Origin of the sequence: Cupriavidus malaysiensis, assembly GCF_001854325.1 — a bacterium.
In the GTDB taxonomy this organism is placed as follows: Bacteria; Pseudomonadota; Gammaproteobacteria; order Burkholderiales; family Burkholderiaceae; genus Cupriavidus; species Cupriavidus malaysiensis.
The window spans coordinates 211,972-238,771 of sequence record NZ_CP017755.1; the positions used below are offsets into that span (position 1 = coordinate 211,972).

At 70.9% G+C, this 26,800-nt stretch carries 25 protein-coding genes; 9 read left to right on the forward strand and 16 right to left on the reverse strand.

The genetic code is table 11. From position 1 onward, the window contains the following. The first annotated feature begins 243 nt into the window (after positions 1-243). The gene (locus BKK80_RS20835; RefSeq protein ID WP_071017420.1) at positions 244-567 is read left to right on the forward strand and encodes a hypothetical protein; all 324 of its coding nucleotides are present in this window, start codon (positions 244-246) and stop codon (positions 565-567) included. A 90-nt stretch (positions 568-657) separates the two neighbouring features. On the opposite strand, the gene BKK80_RS20840 is transcribed toward BKK80_RS20835, so the two are convergent. From BKK80_RS20840 to BKK80_RS20860, 5 genes are all read right to left on the reverse strand, one after another. Beyond that, the gene (locus BKK80_RS20840) at positions 658-2,232 is read right to left on the reverse strand and encodes an MFS transporter (protein WP_197524031.1); all 1,575 of its coding nucleotides are present in this window, start codon (positions 2,230-2,232) and stop codon (positions 658-660) included. Continuing rightward, a complete protein-coding gene (locus tag BKK80_RS20845; RefSeq protein ID WP_071017417.1) occupies positions 2,229-2,720 on the reverse strand; it encodes a MarR family winged helix-turn-helix transcriptional regulator in 492 nt (163 codons plus the stop codon). Before BKK80_RS20845 ends, BKK80_RS20840 begins: the two co-directional genes overlap by 4 nt. A gap of 132 nt (positions 2,721-2,852) precedes the next feature. Continuing rightward, on the reverse strand, positions 2,853-4,844 hold the full coding sequence (locus BKK80_RS20850; RefSeq protein WP_071071041.1) for a transglutaminase TgpA family protein: 1,992 nt from the start codon (positions 4,842-4,844) through the stop codon (positions 2,853-2,855). Beyond that, complete coding sequence (locus BKK80_RS20855) at positions 4,841-5,899, reverse strand: DUF58 domain-containing protein (protein WP_071039222.1); 1,059 nt, start codon at positions 5,897-5,899, stop codon at positions 4,841-4,843. Before BKK80_RS20855 ends, BKK80_RS20850 begins: the two co-directional genes overlap by 4 nt. Positions 5,900-5,903: 4 nt before the next feature. Further along, the gene (locus BKK80_RS20860) at positions 5,904-6,821 is read right to left on the reverse strand and encodes an AAA family ATPase (protein WP_071073166.1); all 918 of its coding nucleotides are present in this window, start codon (positions 6,819-6,821) and stop codon (positions 5,904-5,906) included. A gap of 149 nt (positions 6,822-6,970) precedes the next feature. Between BKK80_RS20860 and BKK80_RS20865 the strand changes: the two genes are divergently transcribed. Next, complete coding sequence (locus BKK80_RS20865; protein WP_071039223.1) at positions 6,971-7,798, forward strand: phytanoyl-CoA dioxygenase family protein; 828 nt, start codon at positions 6,971-6,973, stop codon at positions 7,796-7,798. Between the two features lie 42 nt (positions 7,799-7,840). Here BKK80_RS20865 and BKK80_RS20870 read toward each other — a convergent pair whose 3' ends face one another. Next, positions 7,841-8,665, reverse strand: coding sequence for an IclR family transcriptional regulator (locus BKK80_RS20870; protein WP_071017409.1), 825 nt, complete (start codon positions 8,663-8,665; stop codon positions 7,841-7,843). Between the two features lie 275 nt (positions 8,666-8,940). On the opposite strand from BKK80_RS20870, the gene BKK80_RS20875 reads away from it, so the two are divergent. Beyond that, entirely contained in the window at positions 8,941-9,867 is a 927-nt protein-coding gene (locus BKK80_RS20875; RefSeq protein ID WP_071039224.1) for a LysR family transcriptional regulator, read from the forward strand. A 107-nt stretch (positions 9,868-9,974) separates the two neighbouring features. Here the strand turns inward: BKK80_RS20875 and BKK80_RS20880 are convergent, their stop codons facing one another. Then, positions 9,975-10,379, reverse strand: a complete 405-nt coding sequence (locus tag BKK80_RS20880; RefSeq protein ID WP_335582972.1) for a hypothetical protein — start codon at positions 10,377-10,379, stop codon at positions 9,975-9,977. Positions 10,380-10,450: 71 nt separating this feature from the next. Then, the gene (locus tag BKK80_RS20885; RefSeq protein WP_071017403.1) at positions 10,451-11,020 is read right to left on the reverse strand and encodes a YggT family protein; all 570 of its coding nucleotides are present in this window, start codon (positions 11,018-11,020) and stop codon (positions 10,451-10,453) included. 176 nt (positions 11,021-11,196) lie between these two features. Between BKK80_RS20885 and BKK80_RS20890 the strand changes: the two genes are divergently transcribed. Both BKK80_RS20890 and BKK80_RS20895 read left to right on the forward strand, forming a co-directional pair. Further along, on the forward strand, positions 11,197-11,649 hold the full coding sequence (locus tag BKK80_RS20890; protein ID WP_071017401.1) for a MarR family winged helix-turn-helix transcriptional regulator: 453 nt from the start codon (positions 11,197-11,199) through the stop codon (positions 11,647-11,649). Positions 11,650-11,784: 135 nt separating this feature from the next. After that, complete coding sequence (locus BKK80_RS20895; RefSeq protein WP_071071045.1) at positions 11,785-12,570, forward strand: glycine zipper 2TM domain-containing protein; 786 nt, start codon at positions 11,785-11,787, stop codon at positions 12,568-12,570. A gap of 75 nt (positions 12,571-12,645) precedes the next feature. Here the strand turns inward: BKK80_RS20895 and BKK80_RS20900 are convergent, their stop codons facing one another. The 3 genes from BKK80_RS20900 to BKK80_RS20910 all read right to left on the reverse strand — a co-directional run bounded on the left by BKK80_RS20900 (position 12,646) and on the right by BKK80_RS20910 (position 15,640). Further along, positions 12,646-14,184 (reverse strand): acyl-CoA synthetase, encoded by a 1,539-nt coding sequence (locus BKK80_RS20900; protein WP_071017398.1) that lies wholly within the window; start codon positions 14,182-14,184, stop codon positions 12,646-12,648. A gap of 179 nt (positions 14,185-14,363) precedes the next feature. After that, the gene (locus tag BKK80_RS20905) at positions 14,364-15,062 is read right to left on the reverse strand and encodes a dienelactone hydrolase family protein (RefSeq protein ID WP_071017396.1); all 699 of its coding nucleotides are present in this window, start codon (positions 15,060-15,062) and stop codon (positions 14,364-14,366) included. Positions 15,063-15,217: 155 nt separating this feature from the next. Further along, entirely contained in the window at positions 15,218-15,640 is a 423-nt protein-coding gene (locus BKK80_RS20910; RefSeq protein ID WP_071017394.1) for a hypothetical protein, read from the reverse strand. A gap of 603 nt (positions 15,641-16,243) precedes the next feature. Between BKK80_RS20910 and BKK80_RS20915 the strand changes: the two genes are divergently transcribed. The 4 genes from BKK80_RS20915 (at position 16,244) to BKK80_RS20930 (ending at position 19,925) form a co-directional block, all read left to right on the forward strand. Then, complete coding sequence (locus BKK80_RS20915; RefSeq protein WP_071071047.1) at positions 16,244-17,029, forward strand: ABC transporter ATP-binding protein; 786 nt, start codon at positions 16,244-16,246, stop codon at positions 17,027-17,029. A gap of 69 nt (positions 17,030-17,098) precedes the next feature. After that, complete coding sequence (locus BKK80_RS20920) at positions 17,099-18,082, forward strand: ABC transporter substrate-binding protein (RefSeq protein WP_071071049.1); 984 nt, start codon at positions 17,099-17,101, stop codon at positions 18,080-18,082. Beyond that, positions 18,082-18,930, forward strand: a complete 849-nt coding sequence (locus tag BKK80_RS20925) for an ABC transporter permease (protein ID WP_156811413.1) — start codon at positions 18,082-18,084, stop codon at positions 18,928-18,930. The genes BKK80_RS20920 and BKK80_RS20925 overlap by 1 nt, the downstream gene beginning before the upstream one ends. Beyond that, entirely contained in the window at positions 18,927-19,925 is a 999-nt protein-coding gene (locus BKK80_RS20930) for a tripartite tricarboxylate transporter substrate binding protein (RefSeq protein ID WP_071071051.1), read from the forward strand. The genes BKK80_RS20925 and BKK80_RS20930 overlap by 4 nt, the downstream gene beginning before the upstream one ends. Before the next feature lie 427 nt (positions 19,926-20,352). Here BKK80_RS20930 and BKK80_RS20935 read toward each other — a convergent pair whose 3' ends face one another. From BKK80_RS20935 to BKK80_RS20955, 5 genes are all read right to left on the reverse strand, one after another. Beyond that, positions 20,353-21,237 (reverse strand): IclR family transcriptional regulator, encoded by an 885-nt coding sequence (locus BKK80_RS20935; RefSeq protein WP_083384314.1) that lies wholly within the window; start codon positions 21,235-21,237, stop codon positions 20,353-20,355. 32 nt (positions 21,238-21,269) lie between these two features. Beyond that, positions 21,270-22,397, reverse strand: coding sequence for an FAD-dependent monooxygenase (locus BKK80_RS20940; RefSeq protein WP_071039229.1), 1,128 nt, complete (start codon positions 22,395-22,397; stop codon positions 21,270-21,272). A gap of 330 nt (positions 22,398-22,727) precedes the next feature. Further along, the gene (gene hpaI / locus BKK80_RS20945; protein WP_071071053.1) at positions 22,728-23,540 is read right to left on the reverse strand and encodes a 4-hydroxy-2-oxoheptanedioate aldolase; all 813 of its coding nucleotides are present in this window, start codon (positions 23,538-23,540) and stop codon (positions 22,728-22,730) included. A 47-nt stretch (positions 23,541-23,587) separates the two neighbouring features. Further along, complete coding sequence (locus tag BKK80_RS20950) at positions 23,588-25,114, reverse strand: NAD-dependent succinate-semialdehyde dehydrogenase (protein WP_071071055.1); 1,527 nt, start codon at positions 25,112-25,114, stop codon at positions 23,588-23,590. A gap of 97 nt (positions 25,115-25,211) precedes the next feature. After that, positions 25,212-26,780 carry a UxaA family hydrolase gene (locus BKK80_RS20955; RefSeq protein ID WP_071039231.1) on the reverse strand — a complete coding sequence of 523 codons (1,569 nt, stop codon included), beginning with the start codon at positions 26,778-26,780 and terminating at the stop codon, positions 25,212-25,214. Between the last annotated feature and the right edge of the window lie 20 nt (positions 26,781-26,800).

Here is a 26,800-nt window from a genome sequence, read left to right on the forward strand (position 1 = left end):
CCGATTTCGTTTACCGGGGCGGGTCGGCGGCAGGTATACCCCGCGTAAACGGCATCGTATACGCGGGGTATACGAAGCGGGTATACCTCCCGCGAAGCCTTGCAGATCGCGGCATTCCGGCTCACAAAGGGCTTTCAACGGGCGCCTTTACAGGTATCATCACGCCTGCGACGCATCAAATCATGCTCCGTCCCCGCGACCGGTATTTCCGACGCAAGCCGGAGCGATTGAACAAGGAAGTCTATGCAGTTGGATTTCACCCGGGCCCCGGCCGGTGCGGGTACAGAGAGAGCGCGCCGCGCGCCTCACTCCACGCCGTCGGCGCCCCGCCGCCGCAAGAAGGCCGCTACCCCGCCTCACTGGGAGCGCGGATACCGATCGCACTACTACCGCAATGAGCGCGGCGACAAGCTGGGCGAGGTCCGGCTGTCCGAGCGCGGCGATCTGCCCGTGGTCTACCATTGGGCCGCCGGCAACTATTCCGGCGCAGAAGGCTCGCTCGCCCACGCCCGCATGCGCGTCGAAGAGACCGTCGGTTTCGGCATGCGCCAGCTTCCCCTGTTCTGAGCCCCGGGAACACGCTTTTCCCAGGGTGGCTTGCGCCATCCACTCCCAGCCGCGCTTCACCCAGCCGCGCCTCACGGCCACCCGGCCGTCTCAGTTGAGCCGGCGCTGTATCAGCACGAAGGCCGCAGTGGCCAGTGCCAGTACGACCACCAGTCGGTACAGATCCTCGCAGGCGATCAGCCTTGCCTGCTGCTCGACCAGCAATCCCAGTTGTGCCACCGCGCCTTGATGGCCGTGTGCGGCATCCATGCCTCGCGCCACCAGTGTTTCCTGGACCTGGGCAAGCCATTGCGATACCTGCTCCGGACGCTGCCCCAGTGCATCGGTCAGGCTGGTATGGACGGCGAACTGCCGGTTCTGCAGCAACACCGCCCCGAGTGCAGAGGCAAAGGTGCCGGCGATCTGCCGGATCAGGTTCTTGCTGCGATAGCCGTGCGCGAAGTCGTCGTCAGCCAGTGAGCGGAAGGTCAGCCCGGCGACCGGGATCACCACCATCACGCCGAACAGTCCCTTGCCGACCAGGCCCCAGGCCAGGGCCGATGGCCCCGCGTCGGGCGGCATCACCGAGAACCACCAGGCGGCGCCGGCCATCACCAGCAGCCCGCAGACGATCAGCGGCTTCTTGTCCGGCAGGCGCGGCGCCACGCGCAGGTAGACCAGGATGCCGCCAAAGCTCACCAGCGCGGCGAAGCTGTTGAGCCAGCCCGTGGTGGCCAGCGGGATCTTCAGGGCCTGCTCCGCATAGACGGGGAAGAGATAGGCGCTCAGGTTGCTGACCACGTAGTAGAGGAAGTACAGCGCCAGGCCGGTCAGGTAGACCGGGTTGCGCAACGGGCGCAGGCGCAGCACCGGTGCCGCATGGTGCCATTGCTGCCACAGGAAGGAGGCGAGCAGCGCCAGCCCGAGCAGGCACACCAGCAGCAGGCGCAGCGGGTGCGAGAAGATATCGAAGCGCGCCTCGGTCATGGCGGCCTGCAGCGCCACCACCGCGGTACCGAACAGCAACAGCGGCCCCAGCGCCGGGCCTTCGTCCGGCGCACGCTGCTCGGCGTCCGGCAGCAGCAGCCAGGCGCCGATCGCCGCCAGCACCGCGAACGGCAGCACGCCGTAGAACACGTCCTGCCACACGCCGCGGTCGATCAGCTCCGCGGCCAGCGCGGGTGCCAGCGCCGAGGCGCCAAAGATGCCGATCATGAAGATGCGCGTGGCGCGCGGCCGGTCCGCGGCGCCGAACATCGCCACGATCAGGATGCGGCAACTGGTGAAGAGCGAGCCGCCGCCCACGCCCTGCACGAAGCGCGCGGCGACGAGCTGGGCGAGGTTGTGGCTGGTGGCGGCGGCCAGCGTGCCGGCGATGAACAGCAGCAGCGCACCGGTCATGTAGTAGCGATAGCCGAAGCGCCGCGCCAGCCATTGCTGCTTGAGGATCATCAGCATGCCGCCCACGGCGTAGCCGCCCTGCACCAGGGCGAAGCCGCGCGGATCGGCGTCGACGCCGCCCACGATGTGGCTCGAGGCGAACACGAACATGATGTTCTCGAGAAACTCGACGGCGGTGGCCAGGGCCAGCAGCATCATCACCAGGGTCTGGCGCTGCCGGTGGCTCAGCAGCCGCAGCCAGCGCCAGCCGATGCGCAGCGGCTGCAAGGCCGGATTCGCTCTCATGGCTCGAGGGCCTCCAGGTTGGCGTGCAGGCGGGCCAGTGCGCGCGTGGCCTTGTCCAGGCCGCCGCTTCCGAGGGGTTCCCACGCTTCGCCATAGGCCGCGTGCACGGCGGGCATCGCCTGTTCCAGCAGCCGGCGCCCGGCGGGCGTCAGCACCAGGTCGAGGCTGCGCCGGTCCTGCGTGGACGCGTGGCGCTGGACCAGCCCGCGCGTTTCCAGCCCGTCCACCAGCCGCGTCATCTGCGTGCGGGTGGCGTCGATGGCGACGCCGAGTTCGGAGGGCATGGTGGGCTCGCCGGCATCGGCGGCCAGCATGCTGATGACCAGATACTGCGACAGGTCGAGCCCGAACGGGGCCAGCGCGCGCTCGATATGCGCGCGCAGCAGGCGGCTGGTTCGCAGCAGCAGGCGCGAGGCGAGGATCAGCTCGCGCGGGGCATCGGCGTAGGTGGTGCAGATGCGGTCGATACGCGCTTCGAAAGATGACATGGAGGGCGGACAAGGCGTGGGAGGCTGCCGTGCCATTCGGTGTGTTAGTTACGAATGAAATTATATCATTCGCAACGAATGACGCGGCCGAGGGCGGTGTACCTGGGTCCCTTGTCCGCCAGGCCGGCCGCCTCAGCGGCGCCGCAGCCGCGCCAGCTTGCCGAGGGTGCGGCGCATGATGGCGAGTGCGGCGGCGCGCTGCTGCGCGGTAGCGGTACCGTAGCGCAGCGCGATGTAGGCGTCGATGAAGGCCTGTGCGTGCGGCGCCACGGCCGGCAGCTGCGCCGCGGCGCGCGTGGCGAAGTCGCGCGGCCCTTCGCCGGTGCGGCGCACGCAGCCGAGGCGCCCCAGCCTGGCACAGAAACGTGCGTACAGGGCCGTGACCGGATCGGTGCCGCGGCGCCGCAGCCACCAGGGCAGAGGCAGCAGCAGCGCCAGCACGGCCATGCCGGCCAGCAGCAGTTGCGTCAGGCTGGCGCCGATACCGAGCCGCTCGAGATGTCCGAGCAGGCGGGCCTGCTGCCGGCGATCGTACTGCAGTACCCAGCGCTGCCAGGCGTAGACCATGCCGTCCAGGCCCCAGTGCAGGCGCCGCAGCCAGGCCGGGCCGCGCTGCCACCCCCCCAGGCCGGCGGCTCCGTCGCCCAGGACATCCGCTGCGCCCAGGTCGATGCGGTCCGGCGCGACGGCCGCGGTCGGATCGACCCGGACCCAGCCACGCCCGGCCAGCCAGACCTCGGCCCAGGCGTGGGCATCGGACTGCCGCACGAGGTAGTGGCCGCCGATCGGGTTGTATTCGCCGCCCTGGTAGCCGGTCACCACGCGCGCCGGCACTCCGGCGGCGCGCATCAGGAAGACGAAGCTGCCGGCGTAGTGCTCGCAGAAGCCGCTGCGCGTGCCGAACAGGAAGCTGTCCACCTGCTGTTGTCCGAGCGGGGGCGGCGACAGGGTGTAGCGGAAGGGCGCGCCGGCGAACAGCTGCAGTGCCGCCCGCACGCGCTGCCAGGGGGCGGCAAGGTCTGTCTGCCATTGCCGCGCCAGGGCGCGGCTGCGCGCATTGCCGGGCGGCAGCTCCAGCGCCAGCCGCGCGGTGCGCTCGTCCAGTATCTCGGCGGCCGGCGGCGGTGCCGAGCGCGCACGGTATTGCAGACGGTGGTCGGCCGGAGCGCCGGCGAGGAATTCGCCGTCGACGGTGACCGCGGCCGAGCCCGCCTGTTCGAGCGACCGGCCGCGGTCGAGCAGCAGCAGCCAGCGCTGCCCGCTGGGCTCGAGCGCGATGTCGTAATCGACGGCGTCACCCGCCGCGGCGGCGGACAGCGGCGGAGGCGGCTGGAGCGTGCGGCGCCGCGCGGCATCGGGCAGCCAGGCCGTGCCGTCGTAGTGCCACAGCACCATGGCACGCCAGTAGAGGGCGGCATTGGGCAGCGGCGCGCCACGGAGGGTCGCATGGAAGGCCGGTTCCGCCGAGCGGATCAGTTCGCCCACGCTGCCCGGCCGCATGGTGTCGCTCAATCCGGTGGTGGCCGTCCGCGCGGCTTGCGGCAGCCGCCATAGGGGCTGCTCCAGGCGCGGAAACAACAGGAACAGCAGCAGTGCCCAGGGCAGGCCGAGCAGCGCCATGCGCGCCAGCATCGGCCAGGGGGCCAGTCGCGCGCGGGCTTCCGGATGCTGCAGCCACAGCCAGTTGCGCAACATCCAGGCCGCCACCCCGGCGCCATACACGGCCAGCCAGAAGGGCTGCTCGAACAGGTACAGGCTCAGCAGCAGGTAGAAGCAGAGCTGGGTCACGAAGGTGGCATCGGCGAGCGCGCGGCACTCCAGCAACTTGAGCACGACAAAGGCGCCGAGCAGCGCGACCGCCAGCTCGCGGCCGACGCTGCCGCCGTCCTGCCAGGCCAGGGCCGCGCCGGTCAGCACCACCAGGCCGGCCACCGTGCCGAGCGCCAGCCGCGATGGCAGCGGGGCGCGCTGCTGCCAGAGCAGCCAGCGCCACAACATCAGCAGCATCAGCAGCAGGCTGACCGCGAGCGGGAGGGTACGGGCCTGCGGCGCCAGCACCAGGGCGAGCTGGCCCAGCAGCAGGCCGTGCTCATCGTGCCCGAGCGGGTGCGCGGCAGTCTTCATGGGACGGCTTCCGCCGCCGCCGCGCCCCCTGCGCCTCGCCCATCCGGCCAGAGCGCAAGCGCCTCCAGGCAGGCGCGTCGCTGCGCGGCGCCGCTGCCGGGCGGGATCTCCACGCCCGGCAGGCGCAGGCCGAAGCGCACGGACTCGTCCGCCGCCAGCACCCAGGCACACAGCCGCGACAAGCGTGCCTCCTCGTCGAGCGAAGCCGGCATGTCTTGCCACGCCAGCCAGCAGGCCGGCCGGTCCTCATTGCCGCCGGTGCGTGTCAGCCAGCTGCCGGTGCGGGCGCTGTGCTTCCACGCGATACGGTGCAGGGGGTCGCCATTGCGGTAGCGGCGCAACTGGTCGATGCCGTCGTCGCCGCTGCGCGCCGCAGACTCGTCCCCGGTGTCCGGCGCGGTCCAGGGCGGGGGCGGCGCGCCGGTTTCCGGCGCGGGGTAGACCAGGGCCGCGAGCGGCAGGTCGGCGTGGCTCCAGACGCGGAACAGCGCCAGCGGGAAGCGGCTGGATACAGTCAGGCGCGGCAAGGCCAGCCAGCCCCGCTGCGGCGCGTCGAGGCGCAGCGCCAGCACGGCATCGGCCTCTGCTGCCAGGAACTCGCCGCCGTCCGCGAGCACGGGACCGCGAGCTGCCTGCAGCGCCACGCTGTAGCGGGGCATGGTCCCGGCATTGCGCAGCCGGACGCGGAAGGTGGCGGCGTCGCCGGCAAAGGCAGGCTCGGCGGCTACGGCCCCGACCGCGAGGTCGAGCAGGTTGCGGTAGGCCTGCCACATGCTGCCCATGGCGATGCCGCCCAGCACGAAGGTCAGGGCGAAGCCCAGGCTGATGTTGTAGTTCAGCGCGGTCAGCAGCATGGCCGCCAGCAGCACCGCGAAGCCGGCGCCGCTGCGCGTGGGCAGGATGTAGAGATGGCGGCGGTCGAGTGTGACGACGCCGTCCAGCGGCGCGCGCCGGCGCCGCAGCCGCATGGCGGTCCAGCGGCGCAGCGCCGCCGGTGCTGGCCCGGTGGGCCGGGCGCGCGGCGCCGTGGCGGCATCTGCGCGGGTGCGCGCCATGGTGTCAGGGGATGGCGACCTCGGCCAGCAGCCGCGCCACGTCGTCCTGCCCGCTGCGTGCCGCGCCGGGCAGCAAGCGGTGGCTGGCCACCGCGGTGAACACGGCCTGCACATCCTCGGGCAGTACCAGCTCGCGATGGTCGAGCAGTGCCCAGGCGCGCGCGCACGCCAGCAGCGCCAGGCCGGCGCGCGGCGACAGGCCCGCGGCGAACTCGCGCCGGCCGCGCGTGGCCTGCACCAGCGCCAGCACATAGTCGACCAGCGCCGGGCTGGCGTAGACCTGCGCCGCCGCAGCCTGCAGGCCGCGCACCTGGGTGGCGTCCAGGATGGCCGGCGCCGCCGCTTCGTCGGCGCCCCCCAGGTAGAGCACGCGTTCGAAGGCGGGGTCCGGATAGCCGAGCGACAGCCGCATGGTGAAACGGTCGAGCTGCGATTCGGGCAGGGCGTGGGTGCCGAGCTGCTCCAGCGGGTTCTGCGTGGCGATCACGAAGAAAGGGGAGGGCAGCGCATGCGTGGTGCCGTCATGGGTCACCTGTCCTTCCGCCATGGCTTCCAGCAGCGCGCTCTGGGTCTTCGGGGGGGGCCGGTTGATCTCGTCGGCCAGCACCACCTGAGCGAACACCGGCCCGGGATGGAAGCGGAATTCACCGGCATCGCGCAGGAACACTGAGACGCCGATCAGGTCGGCCGGCAGCAGGTCGCTGGTGAACTGCACGCGCCGGTACTGCAGCCCCAGCGTACGCGCCAGCGCATGGGCCAGGGTGGTCTTGCCCACGCCCGGCAGGTCCTCCAGCAGCAGGTGGCCGCGCGCCAGCATGCAGGCCAGCGCCAGCCGCACCTGGCGCGGCTTGCCCAGTACGATGCGGCCCAGCTGGGTCTGCGCTTCGCCGAGGGCGTCGGTGATTCTCGGGCGGGCGGTCACGGTGGCCGTCTCCGGGTGGGGCTGACGCGCCATTGTAGCGGTGCGCGCCACCGCGCGGACTGTCCGCTGCCGCACCCTCCGGGCGGGTACACCGGGGCGCCCCGCTTCTGGCATCATCGAAGCTATTGCCGATCAACCGGTCACACGCGATGACTTCCCCGCAGCAACCCCACCCGACGGCGCCAGCGGCGGCCGGCGGGATTTCCCCGTCCCCGGCCGAACTGGACAAACTGGCCGTGGATTTCCACCAGGATGGCTACCTGGTCTTGCGCAGCTTCGCGCCCGAGGCCGTCTGCGCGGCGCTGGAGCAGGTGGCCCGCGCGCATCTGGCCGGCGCTGTGCCGCCGGTGGAGTACGAAGCCGAGCTGGGCTATCCCGGCGCGCCGGCCAGCCGCGATGCCGCCGGCGGCGGCACCGTGCGGCGGCTGCGCCAGGCTTATGGCCGGGACGAGGTGTTCCGCCGCTGGGCCGGCGATCCGGCGCTGGTGCGGGTGGTCGAAGGCCTGCTGGGCGAACCGGCCCGGCTGACGCTGGCGCACCACAATTGCGTGATGACCAAGCACCCGCATTTCGGCAGCCAGACCGGCTGGCACCGCGATACGCGCTACTGGTCGTTTACCAGCCCCGAGTTGGTGACGGTGTGGCTGGCGTTGGGCGACGAGGACGAGCGTAACGGCGTGCTGCGCGTGATTCCCGGCTCGCACCGGGCGGCGCTCGAACCCGGACAGCTCGACGCGCTGGAATTCCTGGTGGAGGCGCATCCGGCCAGCCAGGCGCTGCTGCAGGGCGTGGTGCCCTTGTCGCTGCATCGTGGCGACGTGCTGTTCTTCGACAGCCGCCTGTTCCACAGTGCCGGGCGCAATGCCTCGGAAGCGGTCAAGCTGTCGGTGGCCTTCGCCTACCACGGCGCCGGCAACCAACCGCTGCCGGGCACGCGTTCGGCCGAGTTCGGCAGCATCGCGCTGCCTCCGGCCTGAGCGGCGCGGGGCTGGCCCCCGCGCGACGCCCCCGCCAGCGCCTCAGGTGCGCAGGCCGACCAGGTTGGAGATCTTCTCCGAGGCCGCCAGCAGCGGCGGCAGGAAGTTCTGGATCATTTCGGCGGCGCTGGTGCGGTTGGCCTGGCCGCTGATATTGATGGCGGCGAGCACCTGTCCCGCACGGTTGCGGATGGGCGCCGCCAGCGACACCAGCCCTTCCTCCAGTTCCTGGTCGTTCTCCGCCCAGCCGCGCGCGCGGATATCGGCGATCACCTGCTTGAGCGCGTCGATATCGGTGACGGTGTTGCGCGTGCGCGCGCGCAGATCCGAGGCCCGCAGCACGCGGTCCAGTTCGGCTTCCGGCAGGCCGGCCAGCAGCACGCGCCCCATCGACGAGCAGTAGGCGGGCAGGCGGCTGCCGATCGACAGGTTGATGGTCATGATCTTGCGCGCCGGCACCCGCAGCACGTAGACGATCTCCGTGCCGTCCAGCACCGAGATGGAACAGCTCTCGTGCACCTGCTGCGACAGCGTCTCCATGATCGGCTCGGCCAGGTTCCAGAACGGCATCGAGGTCAGGTAGGCGAAGCCCAGGTCCAGGATCTTGGGGGTCAGGCGGAACAGCCGGCCGTCCGCCTGCACGTAGCCGAGACCGACCAGCGTCAGCAGGATGCGGCGCGCGCCGGCCCGCGTCAGCCCGCTGGCCTGCGCGATCTCGGTCAGGGTCTGGGCCGGGTGCTCGGCGTTGAAGGCGCGAATCACGGACAGGCCGCGCGCGAAGGACTGCACGTAGCTGTCGCTCGGCTTCTCGGCCGCCGGACCGGCGCCGGCTTCGGCCGTCGGATGGGAGGTGGCTGGGGTGGCCATCGGTGGAATCGGCTTGGCGCCGAATAGCACGGAAAGGCCGAAAGGGTAGAGGAAATGCGCGTTCGGCGCCAGTGGCGCACCCGCCGCATCCTGCCGCTGGCGGCAGCCGCGGCGGCGCGCTGTATGGCGCCGGAGTGCGCAAGCCGGCGCCGGCAGGCCGGCTTTCGGTGCCGCGCCCGCCGGCTTGTGCAGACGCTGTCCGCCGCGTGCCGCATAATGTCGCGCGAATTCGGCCGATTAGGAGGCGCGGCGCACCGACTGTGCCGCAGAGGAAAGTGTCGTCAGCGAACGAAACGATTCAGTGGAACGATTGGGAGGCATTCTGCAGCGTGGTGGAGTACGGCACCTTCACCGCTGCCGCCGAGCAGCTCGAGTGCCCGAAGTCCCGCGTCTCGGCGGCGGTGGCCCGGCTCGAGGACGCCATCGGTGCCAAGCTGCTGGAGCGCACCACGCGCCGCATGCGCCTGACGGACGCGGGCAGCGCCGTCTACCGGGATGTGGCGCCCTTGTTCGCGCGGCTGCGCGAGATCCGGCAGGAAACCCTGGCGCGCGAGGAGCGCGTGCAGGGCGTGCTGCGCATTGCCACCCCCTACGAGTTCGGCGCCCAGCAGCTCGGGGGCGTGATCTGCCGTACCCTGGCCGCGTACCCGGAGCTGGACGTGTCGGTGGAAACGGCACAAGGCCTGGTCGATCCGATCCGTGACGGCTTCGATATCGCCTTCGTCGCGGTCGATGCCGATCTGCCGGACTCCGGCACGGTCGCGCGCCGCATCTACCATGTCGAGCGCGGCCTGTTCGCCGCGCCCGCGCTGGCCGCCACGCTGCCGCAGGCGGCCGTGCCCGAGCAGCTGGCCAACCTGCCGGTGCTGACCACGCCGGGCGATACGGTCTGGGAGTTCACCTACGCCGGCGAGCGCGTATCGGTGCCGATCCACCCGCGCATGCAGACGTTCAACGCGGAACTGCGCCTGCAAGGGGCGCTCGCCGGGCTGGGCATCGTGCGGCTGGCGCTGCACTACTGCGAGGCCGAGGTGGCCCAGGGCAGGCTGGTGCGCGTCTTGCCGGAATTCACGCCGCCGCCCTTGCGGGTCTTCGCCCTGTTGCCGGACCGGCGCCTGCAGCCGCGCAAGGTGCGGGCCTTCATGGAAGAGGTGGAGTCGATGCTGGCTGCCCACGAGCAGGCCGGCATCGCGATCTGCTGAGGCAGCGCAGGGCGGGGAGTCCCTGCGCCACCGGTACCGGCGGCAGCGGTCCCGGCAAGGGCGCGGCGCCGTCAGGTGTGCCCGACGTGCCGGACGTGCCCGATGTCTCAGGCGCCTTCGCTGAAGCTGTCGCGGCGGCCGAGGTTGGCGCCTTCCGAGTACGGGTCGCGGCGGCCCAGGTTCGCGCCTTCCGCATACGGGTCACGGGCGCCGATGCGTGCGCCATCCGAGTACGGGTCGCGATTGCCGGCGCGTGCGCCTTCCGAGTACGGATCGCGCGCACCCGCGTGGCCGACGCTGCCGTCCAGGCGGGTCAGGTCGGAATCCAGTGCCGCTGCGTGCGCGCCGGCGGCGGCACCAAGCGAGAGGCCGACGGCGCAGAGCAGGGAGAGGACGAGGCTGCGGGTTTGGGAGGGAGTCTTCATGATGTTTTCTTCTCTTGTCTTGGCAGTGTGCGTGGTTCGGGCCACGTTGACCGTACTGTAGTCGCTGCAGAATTCGAGAAAAAGCATCAATTCTCAACACACTGTCCAGGCTCGTGGACAATGCTTGCCCCGGCGGCCTGGGCCGCCAGGCCCAGCCTTTACAGCAGGAAGCGCGTGCCGGTCAGGCCGGCGCCCAGGCGCGCGATCATCATCAGCAGGATCTGCGCGATCACGAACAGCACCAGCGGCGAGATGTCGAAGCCGCCCAGGCGCGGCACCACGCGCTGGATCGGCCGCAGCAGCGGGGCCGTCAGGTGGTGGATGATGGGGGTGATCGGGGAGTGCGGGTTGACCCAGGACAGCAGGGCCATCAGCAAGGTCACCCACATCACCAGGCTGACGCCCCACTTCAGCACGCTCGGAATCGCCATCAGCAGCGAGAACGGCAGGAAGTCGAGCGGATTGCCGCCCGACACCATCAGCGCCAGCGTCAGGTAGACCACCGCCGCCAGCCAGGCACCGACCAGCGTGGCCCAGTCGAAGCCGCCCAGGCCGGGAATGATGCGGCGCAAGGGACGCACCAGCCAGTCGGTCACCTGGAACACGCCCTGCGACACGGGATTGCGGGTGGGCAGCCGTGTCAACTGCATCCACAGCCGCAGCAGCAGCGCCATGCCGAACAGGGAGAAGACGGTATCGAGCAGGAAGAGTGCAATTTCCGTGAACATCGGGGGAGTTCCGTGGGCGTGGATAAGGAGCCGCAAAGGGTCTGCAACCGCACAGATTCTGCCACAGCCCTCGCCCCCGACGGCATTCCGCGCGGGGTGTGGCGTGCCTCTCCCTATAATGCCGGGCAACGACGCAGGCCGCCGCATCGGTGCCGCCCGTCTTTCTCCCAGCCCAGATGACGCGCCGAACCACCGCAGCCCCGATCCCGCTCGACAAGCGGGATTTCGAAGCCCTGTCCGATTTCCGCTACCAGCTGCGGCGTTTCCTCCGCTTTTCGGAGGATGCCGCGCGCGAGGAGGGGCTGACGGTGCAGCAGTACCTGCTGCTGCTCCATGTGCGCGGCTGTCCTGGCAAGGACTGGGCCTCGATCGGTGAGCTGGCGGAGCGCCTGCAGGCCAAGCCGCATGGCGTGGTGGCCCTGGTCAACCGCTGCGAGGAAGCCGGGCTGGTGCGGCGCCAGGTCAATGCCGGCGACCGCCGCATCGTCGAGGTACACCTGTTGCCCGCCGGAGAGCGCTCGCTGGCGCGGCTGGCCATGCTCCACCGGGTCGAACTCGAGTCGCTGCAGGGTACCTTCCGCGTGGCGCGTATCACCGCGTTCAACGACGACGGCGCCGAACGGGGCTGAGGCCGGCCGCTGCTGCGGCCCCATGGCGTTTGGTTACAGCGCGTTACGAATCCGTGTTCTCCGTGACACCCATGCAGCGGCCGCGGCCCTAGACTCGCGCGCATTCCCACCACCTTGCGCTGGAGTCGCATTCCCATGTCCGTGCCTGTCCGTTCCCTGCTGTCCGTCACCCTTGCAGCGCTTGCCGCGCTGGGGCTTGGCGCCTGTGCCGCGCCGTATGGCTACGGCAGCCCGGGAGGCTACGGCGGGTACGCCCCCTATGGCAGTGCAGGCGCCACGGGGTACGCCAATGGCTATGGCGGCAGCACCGCCGGTGGCACCTATGTGAGCCAGGATGGCTATGCCTCTGCCGACGGGGCGCAGGCCGGCGCCTATGCGCCGCCGGCCTACCCCGGCCCGCAGGCGCCGGCGCCTGCCTATGCGCCGGCCGAGCCGGCTCCGGCCTATCCCCCGGCCGCTTATCCCCCGGCCACCTATCCCGGGGCGGCCGGCCAGCCGCCCGCTTATGGCCAGTCTGGCCAGCAAGGGTCCTACGGCGCGCCGGGCTATGCGCAGGGAGCACCGGCGGCACCGGTGGCCTACGGCGTGCGCTACGGCTGGGTCGAATCCATCGAGCAGCTGCCGCCGCAGCCGGCCGGCACCAGTGGTGCGGGTGCCGTGGTGGGCGGCCTGGTCGGCGGCCTGCTCGGTCACCAGGTCGGCGGCGGCCGCGGCAACACCGTGGCGACCATCGGCGGCGCGGTGGTCGGCGCGCTGGCCGGCAACGAAGTCGAGAAGCGCGCCAGTACCGCGCCGCAGGCGTTCCGCGTGCGCGTGCGCACCAGCGACAACGCCTACCTGACGCTGACCCAGTCCGATGCCTACCGCCTGCGCAACGGTGACCGCGTCAGGATCGAGAACGGCGTCGCCGTCCCGTATTGATCCGGGCGATCCCTGCCGGACGCGCGCATGGCGCGCGTGTCCGGACCCGGCGCACGCCGCCTGGCTGCTGCACGCTCAGTCGTCGAACAAGGCGGCGTAGTCGTCGCGCAACTGGCGCTTGAGCAGCTTGCCGGCCGTATTGCGCGGCAGGTCGTCGACGAAGACGATGCGCTTGGGAACCTTGTAGGCGGCCAGGCTGGCGCGGGCGTGTTCCAGCAGCGCGTCCTCGCTGACGCCGCCGCCCGGCTTGCGCACCACGCACGCCACCACCGCCTCGACCCACCTGGGGTGCGGCAGCGCGATCACCGCCACCTCTCCGACCGACGCATGCGTGTACAGGCACTCCTCGACCTCGCGGCTGGACACCAGCACGCCGCCGGAGTTGATCACGTCCTTGATGCGGTCGACCACATAGAGGTAGCCGGCCTCGTCCATATAGCCCAGGTCGCCCGAATGGAACCAGCCGCCGGTAAAGGCTTCGGCAGTCTGCTCCGGCTTGTCCCAGTAGCCGGTGAGCAGTTGCGGCGAGCGATGCACGATCTCGCCCATCTCGCCCGGCGCCACGTCGCGCAGGGTCTCGTCGACGATGCGCGTCTCCACATTGAGCACCGGCCTTCCCGCCGAGGCCGGGCGGTCGCGATGTTCGCGCGGGCCCAGCACGGTGGCGAGCGGACCGATCTCGCTTTGCCCGTAGCAGTTGTAGAAGCCGAGCGCGGGCAGGCGCTGCTGCAGTTCCAGCAGCACCGGCACCGGCATGATCGAGGCCCCGTAGTAGGCCTTGGCCAGCGTGCCGAGGCGCGCCGGGTCGAAGCCGGGGTGGCGCAGCAGCGCGATCCAGACCGTGGGCGGCGCGAAGAAGCTGTTGAGTCCTTCCGCTTCGATCGTGCGCAGGCAGAAGCCTGCCTCCGGGCTCTCGGCGATCAGCGAGGTGCCGCCCATCAGCAGCAGCGGCATCAGGAACACATGCATCTGCGCCGAATGGTAGAGCGGCAGCGCGGCCAGCGCGCGATCCTCGGCGCGGATATCGCAGCAGGCGATGGCGCTGGCGTATTCGGCCAGCAGCGCGCGATGTGTCATCACCGCGCCCTTGGGCGCCGAGGTGGTGCCGGAGGTGTACAGGATCTGCGCCGGCATCTCGTCGTCGAGCGCGGGGGAGAGCTCCGCCAGCGGACCCTGGGCGGCGGCCTGCAGTACATCGTGCGCCGTGCCGCCGTGCAGCGTGCCATGCAGCCGGCACGGCAGGCCGTCGACGCGCTCGGCCAGCGCCGGATCGGCGAACACCGCGCTGGCGCCCGACTGGCCGATGATGTATTCGGCCTCCTTGCGCGTCATCGCGTAGTTGACCGGCACGTGGACCAGGCCGGCGCGCAGGCAGCCCAGCCACAGCAGCAGGTAGGCATCCGAGTTCTTGCCGAAGGCGGCCACGCGATCGCCCGGCTGCAGCCCCCAGGCGGCGAGGGCACCCGCCACGCGCGCGCTCGCCTGCTCGAGCGCGCGGAAGGACCAGCTGCGCTCCTGGAAACGGATGGCGATGCGCTCGGGGTCGCGCCGTACGGCGCGCGCGATGGCATCGGGGATGGTGTTGCGCCGGGCGCGCTGCTGCTCTGACTGCATGGTGGTCTCCGTCGTTATCGTGAGGTCCCATGGCGGGACGACGAAGGCCAAGCCCTCCTCACCCTGTCATGGGTACCTGGGTGCCAGCAAGCCTGAAAGCGGGTTTGGCGCCCAGCATAAGGGCGCCCGGTGAGGAAGGCAAGGCACCGCCGGTCCGCGCCGGCGGCACCCGCGACGCGTCAGAGCGCGTCGGCGAGGAAGGTCAGCGCCCGGCCGTGCGACAGGGCCGCCGAATGCTGGTGGTAGGAGGCGCGTGCCCAGCAGTTGAAGCCGTGGTCCGCCTGCTCGTAGACGAAGACCTCGGCGCGCTTGCCCGCCACCGCCTCGCGCACCTGCCGTACCGCTTCGGGCGGGATGTGGGCATCGAGCGCGCCGTAGTGGAACTGCACCGGGACCTCGATGGCCGCGGCCTCCTGCAGGTTGTTCTGGATGCCGCCGCCGTAGAAGGGCACGGCCGCATCGACCAGGCCGCGCGCCGCGGACAGGTAGGACAGCAGGCCGCCGAAGCAGTAGCCTAGCGCGGCGACCTTGCCGCCGCCGCTGTGCTGGCGCAGCGCGCGCACGGTCGCGCCGATGTCCTGCAGCGCGAGGCCGACGTCGACCTGCTTGCGCAGCGACAGCGCGCGCTCCATATCGGCGCCGGCGTAGCCCAGTTCGACGCGCGGCGCGAGGCGCCAGAACACGTCAGGCGCCAGCACCACATAGCCGTCGGCGGCATACTGGTCGGCCACCGCGCGGATGTGTTCGTTGACACCGAAGATTTCCTGCAGCAGGACGATGCCGGGCGCACCGTCCAGCTTGGCTGCGGGCGGCAGGCTCAGGTAGGCGTCGAAGCTGCCCGTGTCGGCTTCGATGCGGATCCAGCGGCTTTGGGGCATGGTGGCTCGCTCCATGGAGTTTGGTTCAGGGCGCAAGTGTGCCACCGCTGCCCGCTTCGTGCCGGGCACGGCGCCGGCCGTGCTGCCGGCGTCGCTGCCTGGCGCAAAGCGCTACCAGCGTTACCGGTTGGTTACCCGATGCGCATGCCGGCTGCTTACCAGTTGAGCTGCCGGCTTACGCCCGGGGCCAGCACGGTGTGCTTTTCCACACCGTCGTAGACGGCGCTGACCTGGTAGCTGCCCTGCGGCCCCTTCATCAGGCAGCGCGGCCCTTCCGCCTGGAACTCTGCCACGTCCTTGCCGTTGCGGCGGACCTTCACCGCCACGTCGGACAGGTACTCGCCGCGGCGTCCCTCCGTGAACAGCAGGCTCATGCCGTAATGCGGCGCGTCGGCCTGCAGCGCCTGCTGCTCGTCGGCACCGACGCCGCCGCAGACATAGGTGATAGAGCCCGACGTGGCCGGCACCATCGGCGCGGCGACGCCCGTGGCGGGCAGCAGCAGCGCACAAAGTGCGAGGCCGCCGGACAGGGCGGCACCGGTAGCGACGCTGCGCATGGAAGTGTGCTTGCCTTGCATGATCGCTCCTGAAGTTCCTACTGACTCAAATTGGAGTAAGGCCAGGTGCCATCGTTCCGCGTGGTGTCCGCGCGCCACCTTGGCCTGCGCTGGTGCCCTGCCGCCGCCACAAAGGCTGTCGGTGTCCGGCTGACATCGCGCGTGCCAGCGGCGGTGGCAGCGGCAAGGGTGACCGCAGCGATGCACATGAAAGGCATGCTTCATGCGCATCCAATGTGCATGTGTGCGGGATGTGCAGGAAATGAGTGATGGATGCAAAAGATGCGGTGCCTCTGCATTGCCGCGATTGTCGGGCAGGTGGCTCCGCCAACTCCGCGCCCCGTGCGGCGCGGCCCGCTGTCGGCGCGAGGCGGCGCGAGGTGGCACTCATCCGCCGGCACGGACGGTGGCCCGCGCGCCGGGGTCTTGCCCACCTTTTCTTTCTTTTCCTGGCTAAGGGACAACCCTAGTCTCGCTTCTCCTTCAGAGGCGCTATATTTTGCTTTCGTTCCATTTATGGATCATAGTTTCATATATGAAACAAAACAAACGGCCGGCAGCAGCAAGAAGCGACAACTGCCGGGCACGGGAGCGTGCGCCGAAGGCGGAGGGAAGACAGCAACCATGATCGAGATCGAGTTCCGCAAGGTCGGCAAGCGTTTCGTCGACCGCCAGAGCGGCGCGCTGCGCAGCGCCGTCAGCCACCTGGACATCCGCATCCACAGCGGCGAGGTGGTGTCCATCATCGGACCGTCGGGCTGCGGCAAGAGCACGCTGCTCAATATGGGCGCCGGGCTTTACCTGCCCAGCGAAGGCGAGGTCTATGTCGGTGGCGAACGTGTCACGCGACCCGTCAAGAAGGTCGCCTTCATGCTGCAGAAGGACCTGCTGATGCCATGGCGCACGATCCGCGCCAACGTCGAGCTGGGCATGGAGATCGACGGCGTGCCGGCCGCCGAGCGCCGCCGCGTGGCCGACGAACTGCTGGCGCGTTGCCACCTCAAGGGTTTCGAGCAGCACTACCCGTACCAGCTTTCGGGTGGCATGCGCCAGCGCGCGGCGCTGGCCCGCACGCTGGCCGTCGACCCCCAGGTGCTGCTGCTCGACGAGCCGTTCTCCGCGCTCGATGCGCAGACCAAGATGGTGCTGCAGCAGGACCTGGCGCGCATGCTGCACCAAGGCCGCAAGACGGCGCTGTTCATCACGCACGACCTGGTCGAGGCGATCGCGCTGTCGGACCGGCTGCTGGTGATGAGCGAACGGCCCGGCACCATCATCGAGGAGATCGTGATCGACCTGCCGCTGCGCGAGAACCCGCTCGAGCGCCGCAAGCTGCCGCAGATCGGGCCGCTGCAGGGCCGCCTGATGGAACTGCTCAAGGTCGGCAGGGAGAGCGCCGCGCTGCACTAGCCGCGCGCTCGTCCGATGCACGACCCACGACAAGCCAAGCTGCCAGACACCACGACAAGGATCCCCCGCATGTCCAAGCCACTGACCGCATCGATCGCCTGCGCCGCCGCGCTGCTCGCCACCGTCGCCGGCGGCGTCCAGGCCGCGCCCGAGGAAGTCACCTACCTGCTGCCTGCGCCGCCCAACCTGCCCGCCTTCGCGCCCTGGATGATCGCCCAGCAGAAGGGCTACTACGCTGACGAGAACATCAAGGTCACCTTCGTTGCCGCCAGGGGCGGCGTCGACGTGGCCAAGCAGATCGGTGCCGGCAACGCCATCATCGGCGGCGCGATCGGCGATACGCCGATCATCGTGCGCGCCAACGGCGTGCCGGTGAAGGCGGTGGCGGTGCTCGGCGCCGGTGCGCTGACCCAGCTCGCCGTGCACCAGGACGAAGGCATCAGGTCGGTCAAGGACCTGAAGGGCAAGACGGTCACCGTGATGGCCTATGCCGACACCACCTACTACGCGCTGCTGGGCACGCTGCGCAAGGCGGGCCTGGGCAAGGAGGACGTGCCGGTGCAGGCGGCCGGGCCGGCCGGCGTGTGGCAGCTGTTCGCGGCGAAGAAGGCCAGCGCCATGGCCGGCGCGCCCGAGTGGGTCGTCAATGCCGCCGAGGCGGGCGCCAAGGTCGAACTGCTGCCCGCGCAGGACAGCTTCAAGAGCATGGCGCAGGCCATCCTCGCGTCCGACGAGGCCATCCGCACCAGGCCCGAACTGGTGCGCAAGCTGGTGCGCGCCACCCTGCGCGGCATGGACGACATCGTCAAGGACCCGAAGGCCGCGGCGCAGGTCTACGCGCAGGCGGTGCCGACCTTCAAGGGCAAGGAAGCCACCGTGGAGCGCATCTTCGCGCTGTATCGCCAGAACGTCTATGCCGGACAGAAGCCGCTGGGGATCATCGACGGCGCGCGCCTGGAAGCGGTGCAGAAGTTCTACGTCAGCGAAGGCATCGTGGCGCGCGCCACGCCGGTGAACGAGCTCTACACCAACCAGTTCGTCGGAGGCCGGTGATGGACGGCGCCACCACGACCACTTCCGCCACGTCCGCGGCTGCGCCGCCGGAGCCGCGCGCACGGCTGCTGCGCAGCGCGCGCGTGCGCGCCGGCCTCGGCAGCGTCGTGCTGCTGCTGGCCTTCCTCGCCGCCTGGCAGTGGGGACCGGGATGGCTCGGCATGCCGGAGTTCATCCTGCCCAGGTTCTCGCGCGTGGTGGCCGAGTCGCTGCGCATGTGGGAGCAGGAAAGCCTGTTGCGGCATTTCGGCATCACCGCCTTCGAAGTCATCGTCGGGTTTGCCCTGGGCTCGCTGCTGGGCCTGGCGGTCGGTGTGGTGCTGGGGCTGTCGCCCACCACCGAATCGGTGCTGTCGCCCTACATCCTGGCCCTGCAGATCGCACCCAAGGTAGCCTTCGCCCCGCTCTTCGTGATGTGGCTCGGCTATACCATCTACCCGAAGATCCTGGTGGCCATCCTGATCGTCTTTTTCCCGGTGATGATCAATGTGCTGTCCGCGGTGCGCACAGTCGATCCCGACATGGTCAACCTGGTGCGTACGCTGAACGCGGGGCGCTGGCAGATCTTCCGCCTGGTGGAGTTTCCGTCGGCGCTGCCGGCGCTGTTCTCCGGCCTGCGCATCGCTTCCACGCTGGCGGTGATCGGCGTGACGGTGGGAGAACTGGTCGGCGGCAACCAGGGCCTGGGCTTCCTGCTGGTCGACGGCGAAGGGCAGGGCAATACCGCCGCAGTGTTCGTCTCGATCGCGGCGCTGACCTTGATCGGCGTGGTGGCCTACGCGGCCGTGGTGTGGGCCGAGCGCAGGCTGCTCCACTACCTGCCGCGCGCGGCGGTCTCGACGACATGAAGGCCGCGGTCCTGGTCATGCGCACCGCGTATGGCCTCACCCTGGCCGCTGCGCTGGCCGCCGGCCCGGCGCGGGCGGACGGTGCGCTGCCAGCGTGCAAGCCGTTGCGGCTGGTGGTGCCGTTCCCCGCGGGCGGGCCCGCCGACCTGCTGGCGCGCGCGCTCGGCCACGCCATGCAGGAGCGCCATGGCATGGCGGTACTGGTCGACAACAAGCCGGGGGCCAACGGCAACATCGGCATGGATGCGGTGCGCCGCGCCGCCGGCGACGGCTGCACCCTGGCGGTGGTCCCGGCCGGCAACCTGACCATCAATCCCACGCTGATGCCGGCGCTGCCCTACCAGGTGGCACGCGACTATCGCCCGGTCGCGCTGCTGGCCGGCTCGCCCAACGTGCTGGCCGTGCATCCCGCCGTCAAGGCGCGCAGCGTGGCCGAACTGGTGCAGCTGGCGCGGCGCGCCGGTCCGCCGCTCGGCTTCGCCAGCCCCGGCGTCGGCAGCGGCCTGCACCTGGCGGGCGTGCTGTTCGCGCAGAAGGCGGGCGTCACCTTGCTGCACGTGCCCTACAAGGGCACCACGCAGGCGCTCAACGACGTGGTGGGCGGCCAGGTGCCGATCCTGTTCGGCACCCTGCCCACGCTCGCGCCCTTCCTGCAGTCCGGCGCGCTGCGCGCGCTGGCCGTCACCCAGGCGCGCCGCTCGCCGGCCGCACCGCAGATCCCGTCGCTGGCCGAGCAAGGCATCACCGGCGTGGAAGTGAGCTCCTGGTATGCATTGATGGCACCGGCGGGAACGCCGGCGCCGGTGGTCGACGCGCTCAGCCGCGAGGTGCGCGCGGTGCTGGCCTTGCCCTCGGTGCGCGAGGCCTTGCAGCACCAGGGCATGGAGCCGGCCGACGAGGCGGACGGTGCCCCGCGCGCGCTGGACGCGCGCATCCGCGCCGAGACGGCGGCGTGGGCTGCGCTGATTCGCAAGCACGGGATCCAGGCGGAGTGAGGTGGGGCGCGGGGCGGGGATCTTGCGCTGGCGGGGAGGCTTGGGTTTGTGTGCCGGGTCACGTCGGTGGCTTCATCCGGTGCTTGCAGCTTGGACTACACCGTTGGTTTCATCCGGGGCTTGCGTGCTGGATCACACCGTTGGCTTCGCTTGGGCGCTCGCGTGCTGGATCACACCGTTGGCTTCGCTGGATGTTGCGCCTTGCTAAACCACCCCTCTCCCCCGCCCTCGCCCCATGAGGGGAGAGGGAGCCAAGACCTTGTGCTTGGCGATTGGTGTTGGCGCATCCTGCCGGCTTCGTCCAGCGCGTCGGGTTCCGCACCGCGCTGTTTGGCTCCCCTCTCCCGCTTGCGGGAGAGGGGCCGGGGGAGAGGGCAGGCGCTGGCGCGTAGCGAATCCAGTTGATCTACCGCGAGCGAAACCCCTGCTATCGCCGCAGCCGACCCGGGTCGCCCAGCCAGGCCGACACATCGCGCGCCGCCCGCTTGACTTCCCGCTCCGCGCGCTCGCGCAGCGTGCCGTCCTGCTCGAAGCGCTGGGCCGGGCCGGCCACGCTGATGGCGGCCACGGTCTTGCCGGTGGCATCGCGCACCGGGGCCGCGCACGAATCGATGCCCGGTTCGTAGGCCGAAAAGCTCCAGGCGCAGCCGCGCTCGTGGTCGGCCGCGAGGATCTCGCCCAGCCGCGCGTAGCTGGCAGGGCTTTGCGGCGTCGCCGTGACCAGCGGCTCGGCGCCCAGGCGCTCGCGCTGCTCGTCCTCGGAGAGTCCGGCCAGCAGCATGCGCCCGGGAGTGGTCAGGTGGGCGGGCACGCGGCTGCCGACCTGGATGTTGCTGACCAGCGAGGCGGCCGGCATGTGGCGCAGCAGGTAGAGTGCATGGCCGCCGTCCAGCACCACCAGGTAGGCGGAGAGCTGCAGGCTGTCGGCCAGGCGCGGCAGCACCTGGCGGGCGAAGCCCACCAGGTCGCTGCCGGCCAGTACCCGCGACGACAGCTTGAGCAGTTCCAGCCCGGCCTGGTGGCCGCCCTGCGGCAGGGCGTCGAGCATGCCTTCGTGCTCCAGCGTGGCGAGCAGGCGCATCACGGTGACGCGGTTCACCTCGATGCGGCGGCCGACCTCGCTCAGGTTGGCGGTGGAGCCGCCTTCGGCAATGAAGCGCAGCAGGCGCAGCGCCCGTACCACGGGCGAGACCAGTTGCGTTTTCTCTTCGGCATCGCCATCGGCGTCGGCCGGCTCGGCGGCATGAGGGAGGGGAGAGGCGGATGCGGGCTTGCGCGCCCGGGCGCCGGTCGGCTTGGCTGGTGTCTGCATGGTTCTGCGTTGGGACCGGCGCGCTTGCGTCATCAGGCCAGGGGCGCGCGCCAGGCGTCGTAATCGTACACCCAGTCGGCATTGCTCCCCTCCTTGAGCCAGTGGTTGCCGCGCGAACCGATCTGGATGCGCGCGGTGCGCTCGAGGCGCGCGGCCTGGTAACGCTGCAGCGCGGCGGGCACGTCATCGCGCCAGGTGTCGAGGCAGCGTGCCAGTACCACCGCGTCCTCGACCGCCTGGCCCGCCCCTTGCGCCATGAAGGGCATCATCGGGTGGCAGGCGTCGCCCAGCAGCGTGCAGCGGCCCACCGACCAGCGCGGCAGCGGGTCGCGCACGTACAGCGCGGAGATCAGCACCTCGTCGCAGGCGTCGAGCAGCGCGCGCGCTTCCGCATGGAAGCCGGCGTAGGCCGCTCGCACGTCGGCGACCTGCCCCGGCGTGGTCCACGATTCGTGGCGCCAGCTTTCCTGCGCGACGGTGGCGAAGACAAAGATGTCGCGGCCGCGGTTGAGCGGGAAGGTGACGATCTGCGAGGTCGGCTGCGGTCCCCACCACTTGGTGAAGGCGTCGAGGTTGGGCACGCCGGCCAGGCGCTCGGCAGGCACCACGGCACGGTAGGCGACCTGGCCGGTGAAGACCGGGCTCTCCTGGCCGAACAGCGCGGTGCGCACCACCGAGTGGATGCCGTCCGCGCCGATCAGCACATCGACGTCGTCGCTGCTGCCATCGGCGAAGCGCAGCGTGGCGCCCTGCTCGCGCGGCACCACGGCGGTGGCCTTGCGGCCGAGCTGCACGCATGGCGCGGGCACCGCCTGCTCCAGCGCGTGCATCAGGTCGGCGCGGTGCATGGTGAGCTGCGGCGCGCCGTAGCGGGCTTCGGCCGCCTCCGACATCGGCAGGCGCGAGGTTTCCTCGCCGCTGTCCCAGGTGCGGCTGATGCGATGGCTCGGTCGTGCCGCCGTCTCGCGCAGCGCCGCGCCGACGCCCAGTCCGTCGAGCGCACGCACCGCGTTGGGCGTCAGGTTGATGTCGGCGCCCACGCGCGCGAAGCGTACCGCCTGTTCGTACACGACCACCTCGTGGCCGAGCTGGCGCAGTGCGATGGCCGCCGCCAGTCCACCGATGCCGGCGCCGTTGATGCCGATTCGTTGCCTTGCCATGTCTTCCTGCCTTCCTTGCGTTTGCCTGCCCGCCACGCTTGGCGTTGCACGGCGGATATGTGATATGTTCAAAAATGAACGTAATGTTCATAAAAATACTATTCAGATGGGAGAACGTCGTCAAGCAAAAGCGCGCGGAAGCCGTCGGTCATGGCGGGACCGGCACATCGGCGGGGTTTGCGGTGATGCCGGCGACGCGCAGGGGCAGGTCTCCACGCGATCGGGGTCAGGCAGGCATAAGGGGGAGCGTCTCGGCCGCAGCCAGGGGGGAGGGAAGGCGGGAGGGGCGGGGGCGGCCAGGCGCTGCGGTGGGTGCCTGGCCGGGCCGGCTCAGTAGGGGCCGGCGGGGGTGGCGCCGGTGGGCGCGGCCGCAGCCGCGTCCGGCAGGAAGTCGCGGGCGAGCGCGCGCGTGGCGCTGGCGAGCAGGCGCACGTCGAGCCCGGCCGCGACGAAGGTGCAGCCCAGCGCGAGATAGCGGCGCGCCAGCACCGGGTCCGGCGTCAGCGTGCCGGCGGCCTTGCCGCTGGCGACGATGCGGCGGATGGCGTCCTCGATGGCGGCCTGCACCTCGGGGTGGCCCGGGTTGCCGCGGTGCCCGAGCGAGGCGCTCAGGTCGGCCGGGCCGATGAAGACGCCGTCCACGCCATCGACGGCGCAGATCGCCTCCAGGTTGTCGAGTGCCTGGCGGGTCTCGGCCTGCACCAGCAGGCAGGCCTCGGCATCGGCGCGGTCGAGGTAGTCGCGGCGCAGGTCCCAGCGCGAGACGCGCGCCACGCCGCTGCCCACGCCGCGCATGCCGGCGGGCGGATAGCGCATGGCCGAGACCAGCCGCCGTGCCTGCTCGGGCGTGTCCACCATCGGTACCAGCAGCGTCTGCGCGCCGATGTCGAGCAATTGCTTGATCAGCGCCGGGTCGCCGTGCGGCGGCCGTACGATGGGATGCGACCGGTAGGGCGCGGCGGCCTGCAACTGGGCCAGCACGTTGCGCACATCATTGGGCGCGTGCTCGCCGTCGAGCAGCAGCCAGTCGAAGCCGGCGGTGGCGCACAGCTCGGTGCTGTAAGGATCGGGCAGCGAGATCCACAGGCCGATCTGCTGGCGGCCGGCCGCGATGGCGGCCTTGAAGGCGTTGTCGTAGGTCATGGTGGCATGGTCTCCGGAGACGGGCTGGCGGCACGGCGCATCGCGCCTCAGGCGCGCGCGTGCCGTGCCAGGTTGCCCTGGCAAACATACTTGGTGTGCAGGTAGTCGTCCAGGCCGTAGCGCGAACCCTCGCGCCCGTAGCCCGACTCCTTGATGCCGCCGAAGGGCGCCGCCTCGCTCGACAGCGCGCCTTCGTTCACGCCCACCATGCCGGCCTCGAGCGCCTGGGCCACGTCCCAGACGCGGGCGATGTCGCGCGAGTAGAAGTAGGCGGCAAGCCCGTAGGGTGTCGCATTGGCCAGGGCGATGGCCTCGGCCTCGGTGGCGAAGCGGAACACCGGCACCATCGGGCCGAAGGTCTCTTCGTGGTTGAAGCGCATATCCGCGGTGGCGCCGGCCAGCACCGTGGGCGTGAAGAAGTGGCCGTGCGGCGCCTCGGCGCAATCGTGGCGGGCGCCGCCGGTGACCAGCCGGGCGCCCTTGGCCAGGGCGTCCTCGACATGGTGCTGCACCTTGGCCAGCGCGCGCTGGTTGATCAGCGGGCCGATCTCGGCGCTGCCGCCGTCTGCCGGTCCCACGCGCAGCGCCGCGACGGCGCGCGCCAGCGCGGCGACGAAGGTGTCGTGGATGCCGTCCTGCACCAGCACCCGGTTCGGGCACACGCAGGTCTGGCCGGCATTGCGGAACTTGGCCGCCATCAGGCCGGCCACGGCGGCATCGACGTCGGCATCGTCGAAGACGATGAAGGGGGCATTGCCGCCCAGCTCCAGCGAGACCTTCTTCAGCGTATCGGCGCTGGCGCGTGCCAGGTGCTTGCCCACCGCGGTGGAGCCGGTGAAGGAGATCTTGCGCACGCGCGCATCGGCCAGCCAGGCATCGGCCACCGCCGGCGTCTGCGCGCGCGAAGCGGGCAGCACGTTGACCAGGCCCGCCGGCGCGCCGGCCTCCTGCAGCAGCCGGGCCAGCGCCAGCGCCGTCAGCGGCGTGTCTTCGGCCGGCTTGGCCACCACCGCGCAGCCGGCGGCCAGCGCGGGCGCGATCTTGCGTGCCAGCATCGCCAGCGGGAAGTTCCACGGCGTGATGGCGGCCACCACGCCGACCGGCTCCTTGAGCACGAACAGCTGCTTGCCGGCCTGCGCCTGCGGCAGGATGTCGCCATGGATGCGCTGCGCCTCTTCGGCGAACCACTCCACGTACGAGGCGCCGTACAGCACTTCGCCGCGGCTTTCCGCCAGCGGCTTGCCCTGTTCCAGCGAGATCAGGCGGGCCAGGTCTTCCTGGTTGGCGAGGATGGCGGCGTGCCAGCGCTTGAGCAGCGCGGCGCGTTCGCGCGAGGTGGCGCGCCGCCACGCGGCGAAGGCGCGCTGCGCGGCGTCGACGGCGGCGGCGGCGTCGGCCGCGCCGCAGTCGGGCACTTCCGCCAGCAGCGCGCCGCTGGCAGGATCGGTCACGGCGAAGCGGCGGCCGTCGGCGGCGTCGCGCCAGGCGCCGTCGATCAGGCAGCGCGAGACCAGCAGTTCAGGGCGGGCGAGGGCCAGGGTGGCGGGCAGCGTGGGAGCAGGGGTCGAAGACATGAGGGCGATCGGCAGGAAAGAAGGGAAAGGGTGCCGCGCGGCAGGGCCGCGCGGTGGTGGTGCAAGCAGGGGGGGCGGCTGCGCGGCGCGGGCCCGCTCAGCTGACGATGCCGAGGTGCCAGGGCACGAACTCGCCGTCGCCCAGGCCGAGCGCCTCGCTGCGCGTGGTCTCGCCGGAGGCGGCACGCAGCAGATGGGCGAAGATCTCTTCGCCCATCTGCTGCACCGTCAGCTCGCCGTCGAGCACGCGGCCGCAGTTGATGTCCATGTCGTCGCGCAGCCGCTCGAACATCGGCGTGTTGCTGGACAGCTTCAGCGTCGGCGCGGGCTTGGAACCGAACATGGAGCCGCGCCCGGTGGTGAACAGGATCATGTTGGCGCCGCTGGCGATCTGGCCGGTGACGGCGCAGGGATCGTAGCCCGGCGAATCCATGAAGACGAAGCCGGCGCGGTCGATCGGCTCGGCGTACTCGTAGACTCCCTGCAGCGGCGTGGTGCCGCCCTTCATGGCGGAGCCGAGCGATTTCTCGAAGATGTTGGCCAGGCCGCCCTGCTGGTTGCCGGGGCCCACCACGCCGTTGAACTGGCCGTTGTGGCCGCGCGTGTACTCCTTCCACCAGGCGATGCGGTCGAGCAGCTTCTGCCCGACCTCGGGCGTCACCGCGCGCCGCGTCAGCATATGCTCGACGCCATAGATCTCGGGCGTCTCGGACAGGATGGCGGTGCCCCCGTGGCGCACCAGGATGTCCATGGCCGCGCCCAGCGCCGGATTGGCGGTGATGCCGGAGAAGCCATCCGAGCCGCCGCATTCGAGGCCGACCTTGATATGGCTGGCCGGCACCGTCTGGCGTACCGCCGCGTCGGCGCGCGGCAGCATCTCGCGCACGGCTGCCACGCCGGCCTCGATGGTGGCGCGCGTGCCGCCGGTCTCCTGCATCACCAGCGTGCGCAGCAGGGTGCCGCCCTCGCCGTCGCGCAGCGCCTGCGAATCGACCAGGTCCGCGACCTGGTTGCGCTCGCAGCCCAGCCCGACGACCAGCACACCGGCCAGGTTGGGGTGGCGCGCGTAGCCGGCCAGCGTGCGGCGCAGCACGTCGAAGTGCAGGCTCGGCGAGGACATGCCGCAGCCGCTGCTGTGCTGGAAGGCCACCACGCCGTCGACGTTGGGGAAGCCGGCCAGGCGCTCCGGCGTGAACCACTCGGCGATCTTGCGGATCACGGTGGCCGAGCAGTTCACCGAGGACAGGATGCCGATGTAGTTGCGCGTGCCCACGCGGCCATCGGCGCGCACGATGCCCTGGAAGGTGGCGCGCGCGTGCTCGGGCACGTAGTCGACCGGGCGCACGTCGGTGCAGAAGGCCGGCTCGCGCTCGAACTCGACGAAGCGCAGGTTGTGCGCATGGACGTGCTCGCCCGGCGCGATAGCGCGTGCGGCCAGGCCGATCACGGTGTCGTACTTGCGCACCGGCGTGCCGGCGGCGATGGCTTCGGCGGCCACCTTGTGGCCCGCCGGCACCTGGGCGCGCAGGCGCAGCACGCGGCCGTCGACCTCGACGTTCTGGCCGAGCGCCAGCGGCGCGCGCGCGATCACGATATTGTCCCGCGCGTGCAGACGGATCAGCGCGCGCGAGAGGTCCTTGGTGGTGTCCTGGGTGGCGGTGGTCATCGGGCTTTCTTCGTGTGGCG

What these genes read in the sequence shown, in the direction of transcription:
- BKK80_RS20835 (WP_071017420.1), top strand. Translation starts at nt 244, where the DNA reads ATGCAGTTGGATTTCACCCGGGCCCCGGCCGGTGCGGGTACAGAGAGA.
- BKK80_RS20840 (WP_197524031.1), bottom strand. Translation starts at nt 2,232, where the DNA reads ATGAGAGCGAATCCGGCCTTGCAGCCGCTGCGCATCGGCTGGCGCTGG.
- BKK80_RS20845 (WP_071017417.1), bottom strand. Translation starts at nt 2,720, where the DNA reads ATGTCATCTTTCGAAGCGCGTATCGACCGCATCTGCACCACCTACGCC.
- BKK80_RS20850 (WP_071071041.1), bottom strand. Translation starts at nt 4,844, where the DNA reads ATGAAGACTGCCGCGCACCCGCTCGGGCACGATGAGCACGGCCTGCTG.
- BKK80_RS20855 (WP_071039222.1), bottom strand. Translation starts at nt 5,899, where the DNA reads ATGGCGCGCACCCGCGCAGATGCCGCCACGGCGCCGCGCGCCCGGCCC.
- BKK80_RS20865 (WP_071039223.1), top strand. Translation starts at nt 6,971, where the DNA reads ATGACTTCCCCGCAGCAACCCCACCCGACGGCGCCAGCGGCGGCCGGC.
- BKK80_RS20870 (WP_071017409.1), bottom strand. Translation starts at nt 8,665, where the DNA reads ATGGCCACCCCAGCCACCTCCCATCCGACGGCCGAAGCCGGCGCCGGT.
- BKK80_RS20880 (WP_335582972.1), bottom strand. Translation starts at nt 10,379, where the DNA reads ATGCTTTTTCTCGAATTCTGCAGCGACTACAGTACGGTCAACGTGGCC.
- BKK80_RS20885 (WP_071017403.1), bottom strand. Translation starts at nt 11,020, where the DNA reads ATGTTCACGGAAATTGCACTCTTCCTGCTCGATACCGTCTTCTCCCTG.
- BKK80_RS20890 (WP_071017401.1), top strand. Translation starts at nt 11,197, where the DNA reads ATGACGCGCCGAACCACCGCAGCCCCGATCCCGCTCGACAAGCGGGAT.
- BKK80_RS20895 (WP_071071045.1), top strand. Translation starts at nt 11,785, where the DNA reads ATGTCCGTGCCTGTCCGTTCCCTGCTGTCCGTCACCCTTGCAGCGCTT.
- BKK80_RS20900 (WP_071017398.1), bottom strand. Translation starts at nt 14,184, where the DNA reads ATGCAGTCAGAGCAGCAGCGCGCCCGGCGCAACACCATCCCCGATGCC.
- BKK80_RS20905 (WP_071017396.1), bottom strand. Translation starts at nt 15,062, where the DNA reads ATGCCCCAAAGCCGCTGGATCCGCATCGAAGCCGACACGGGCAGCTTC.
- BKK80_RS20910 (WP_071017394.1), bottom strand. Translation starts at nt 15,640, where the DNA reads ATGCAAGGCAAGCACACTTCCATGCGCAGCGTCGCTACCGGTGCCGCC.
- BKK80_RS20915 (WP_071071047.1), top strand. Translation starts at nt 16,244, where the DNA reads ATGATCGAGATCGAGTTCCGCAAGGTCGGCAAGCGTTTCGTCGACCGC.
- BKK80_RS20920 (WP_071071049.1), top strand. Translation starts at nt 17,099, where the DNA reads ATGTCCAAGCCACTGACCGCATCGATCGCCTGCGCCGCCGCGCTGCTC.
- BKK80_RS20925 (WP_156811413.1), top strand. Translation starts at nt 18,082, where the DNA reads ATGGACGGCGCCACCACGACCACTTCCGCCACGTCCGCGGCTGCGCCG.
- BKK80_RS20930 (WP_071071051.1), top strand. Translation starts at nt 18,927, where the DNA reads ATGAAGGCCGCGGTCCTGGTCATGCGCACCGCGTATGGCCTCACCCTG.
- BKK80_RS20935 (WP_083384314.1), bottom strand. Translation starts at nt 21,237, where the DNA reads ATGCAGACACCAGCCAAGCCGACCGGCGCCCGGGCGCGCAAGCCCGCA.
- BKK80_RS20940 (WP_071039229.1), bottom strand. Translation starts at nt 22,397, where the DNA reads ATGGCAAGGCAACGAATCGGCATCAACGGCGCCGGCATCGGTGGACTG.
- hpaI (WP_071071053.1), bottom strand. Translation starts at nt 23,540, where the DNA reads ATGACCTACGACAACGCCTTCAAGGCCGCCATCGCGGCCGGCCGCCAG.
- BKK80_RS20950 (WP_071071055.1), bottom strand. Translation starts at nt 25,114, where the DNA reads ATGTCTTCGACCCCTGCTCCCACGCTGCCCGCCACCCTGGCCCTCGCC.
- BKK80_RS20955 (WP_071039231.1), bottom strand. Translation starts at nt 26,780, where the DNA reads ATGACCACCGCCACCCAGGACACCACCAAGGACCTCTCGCGCGCGCTG.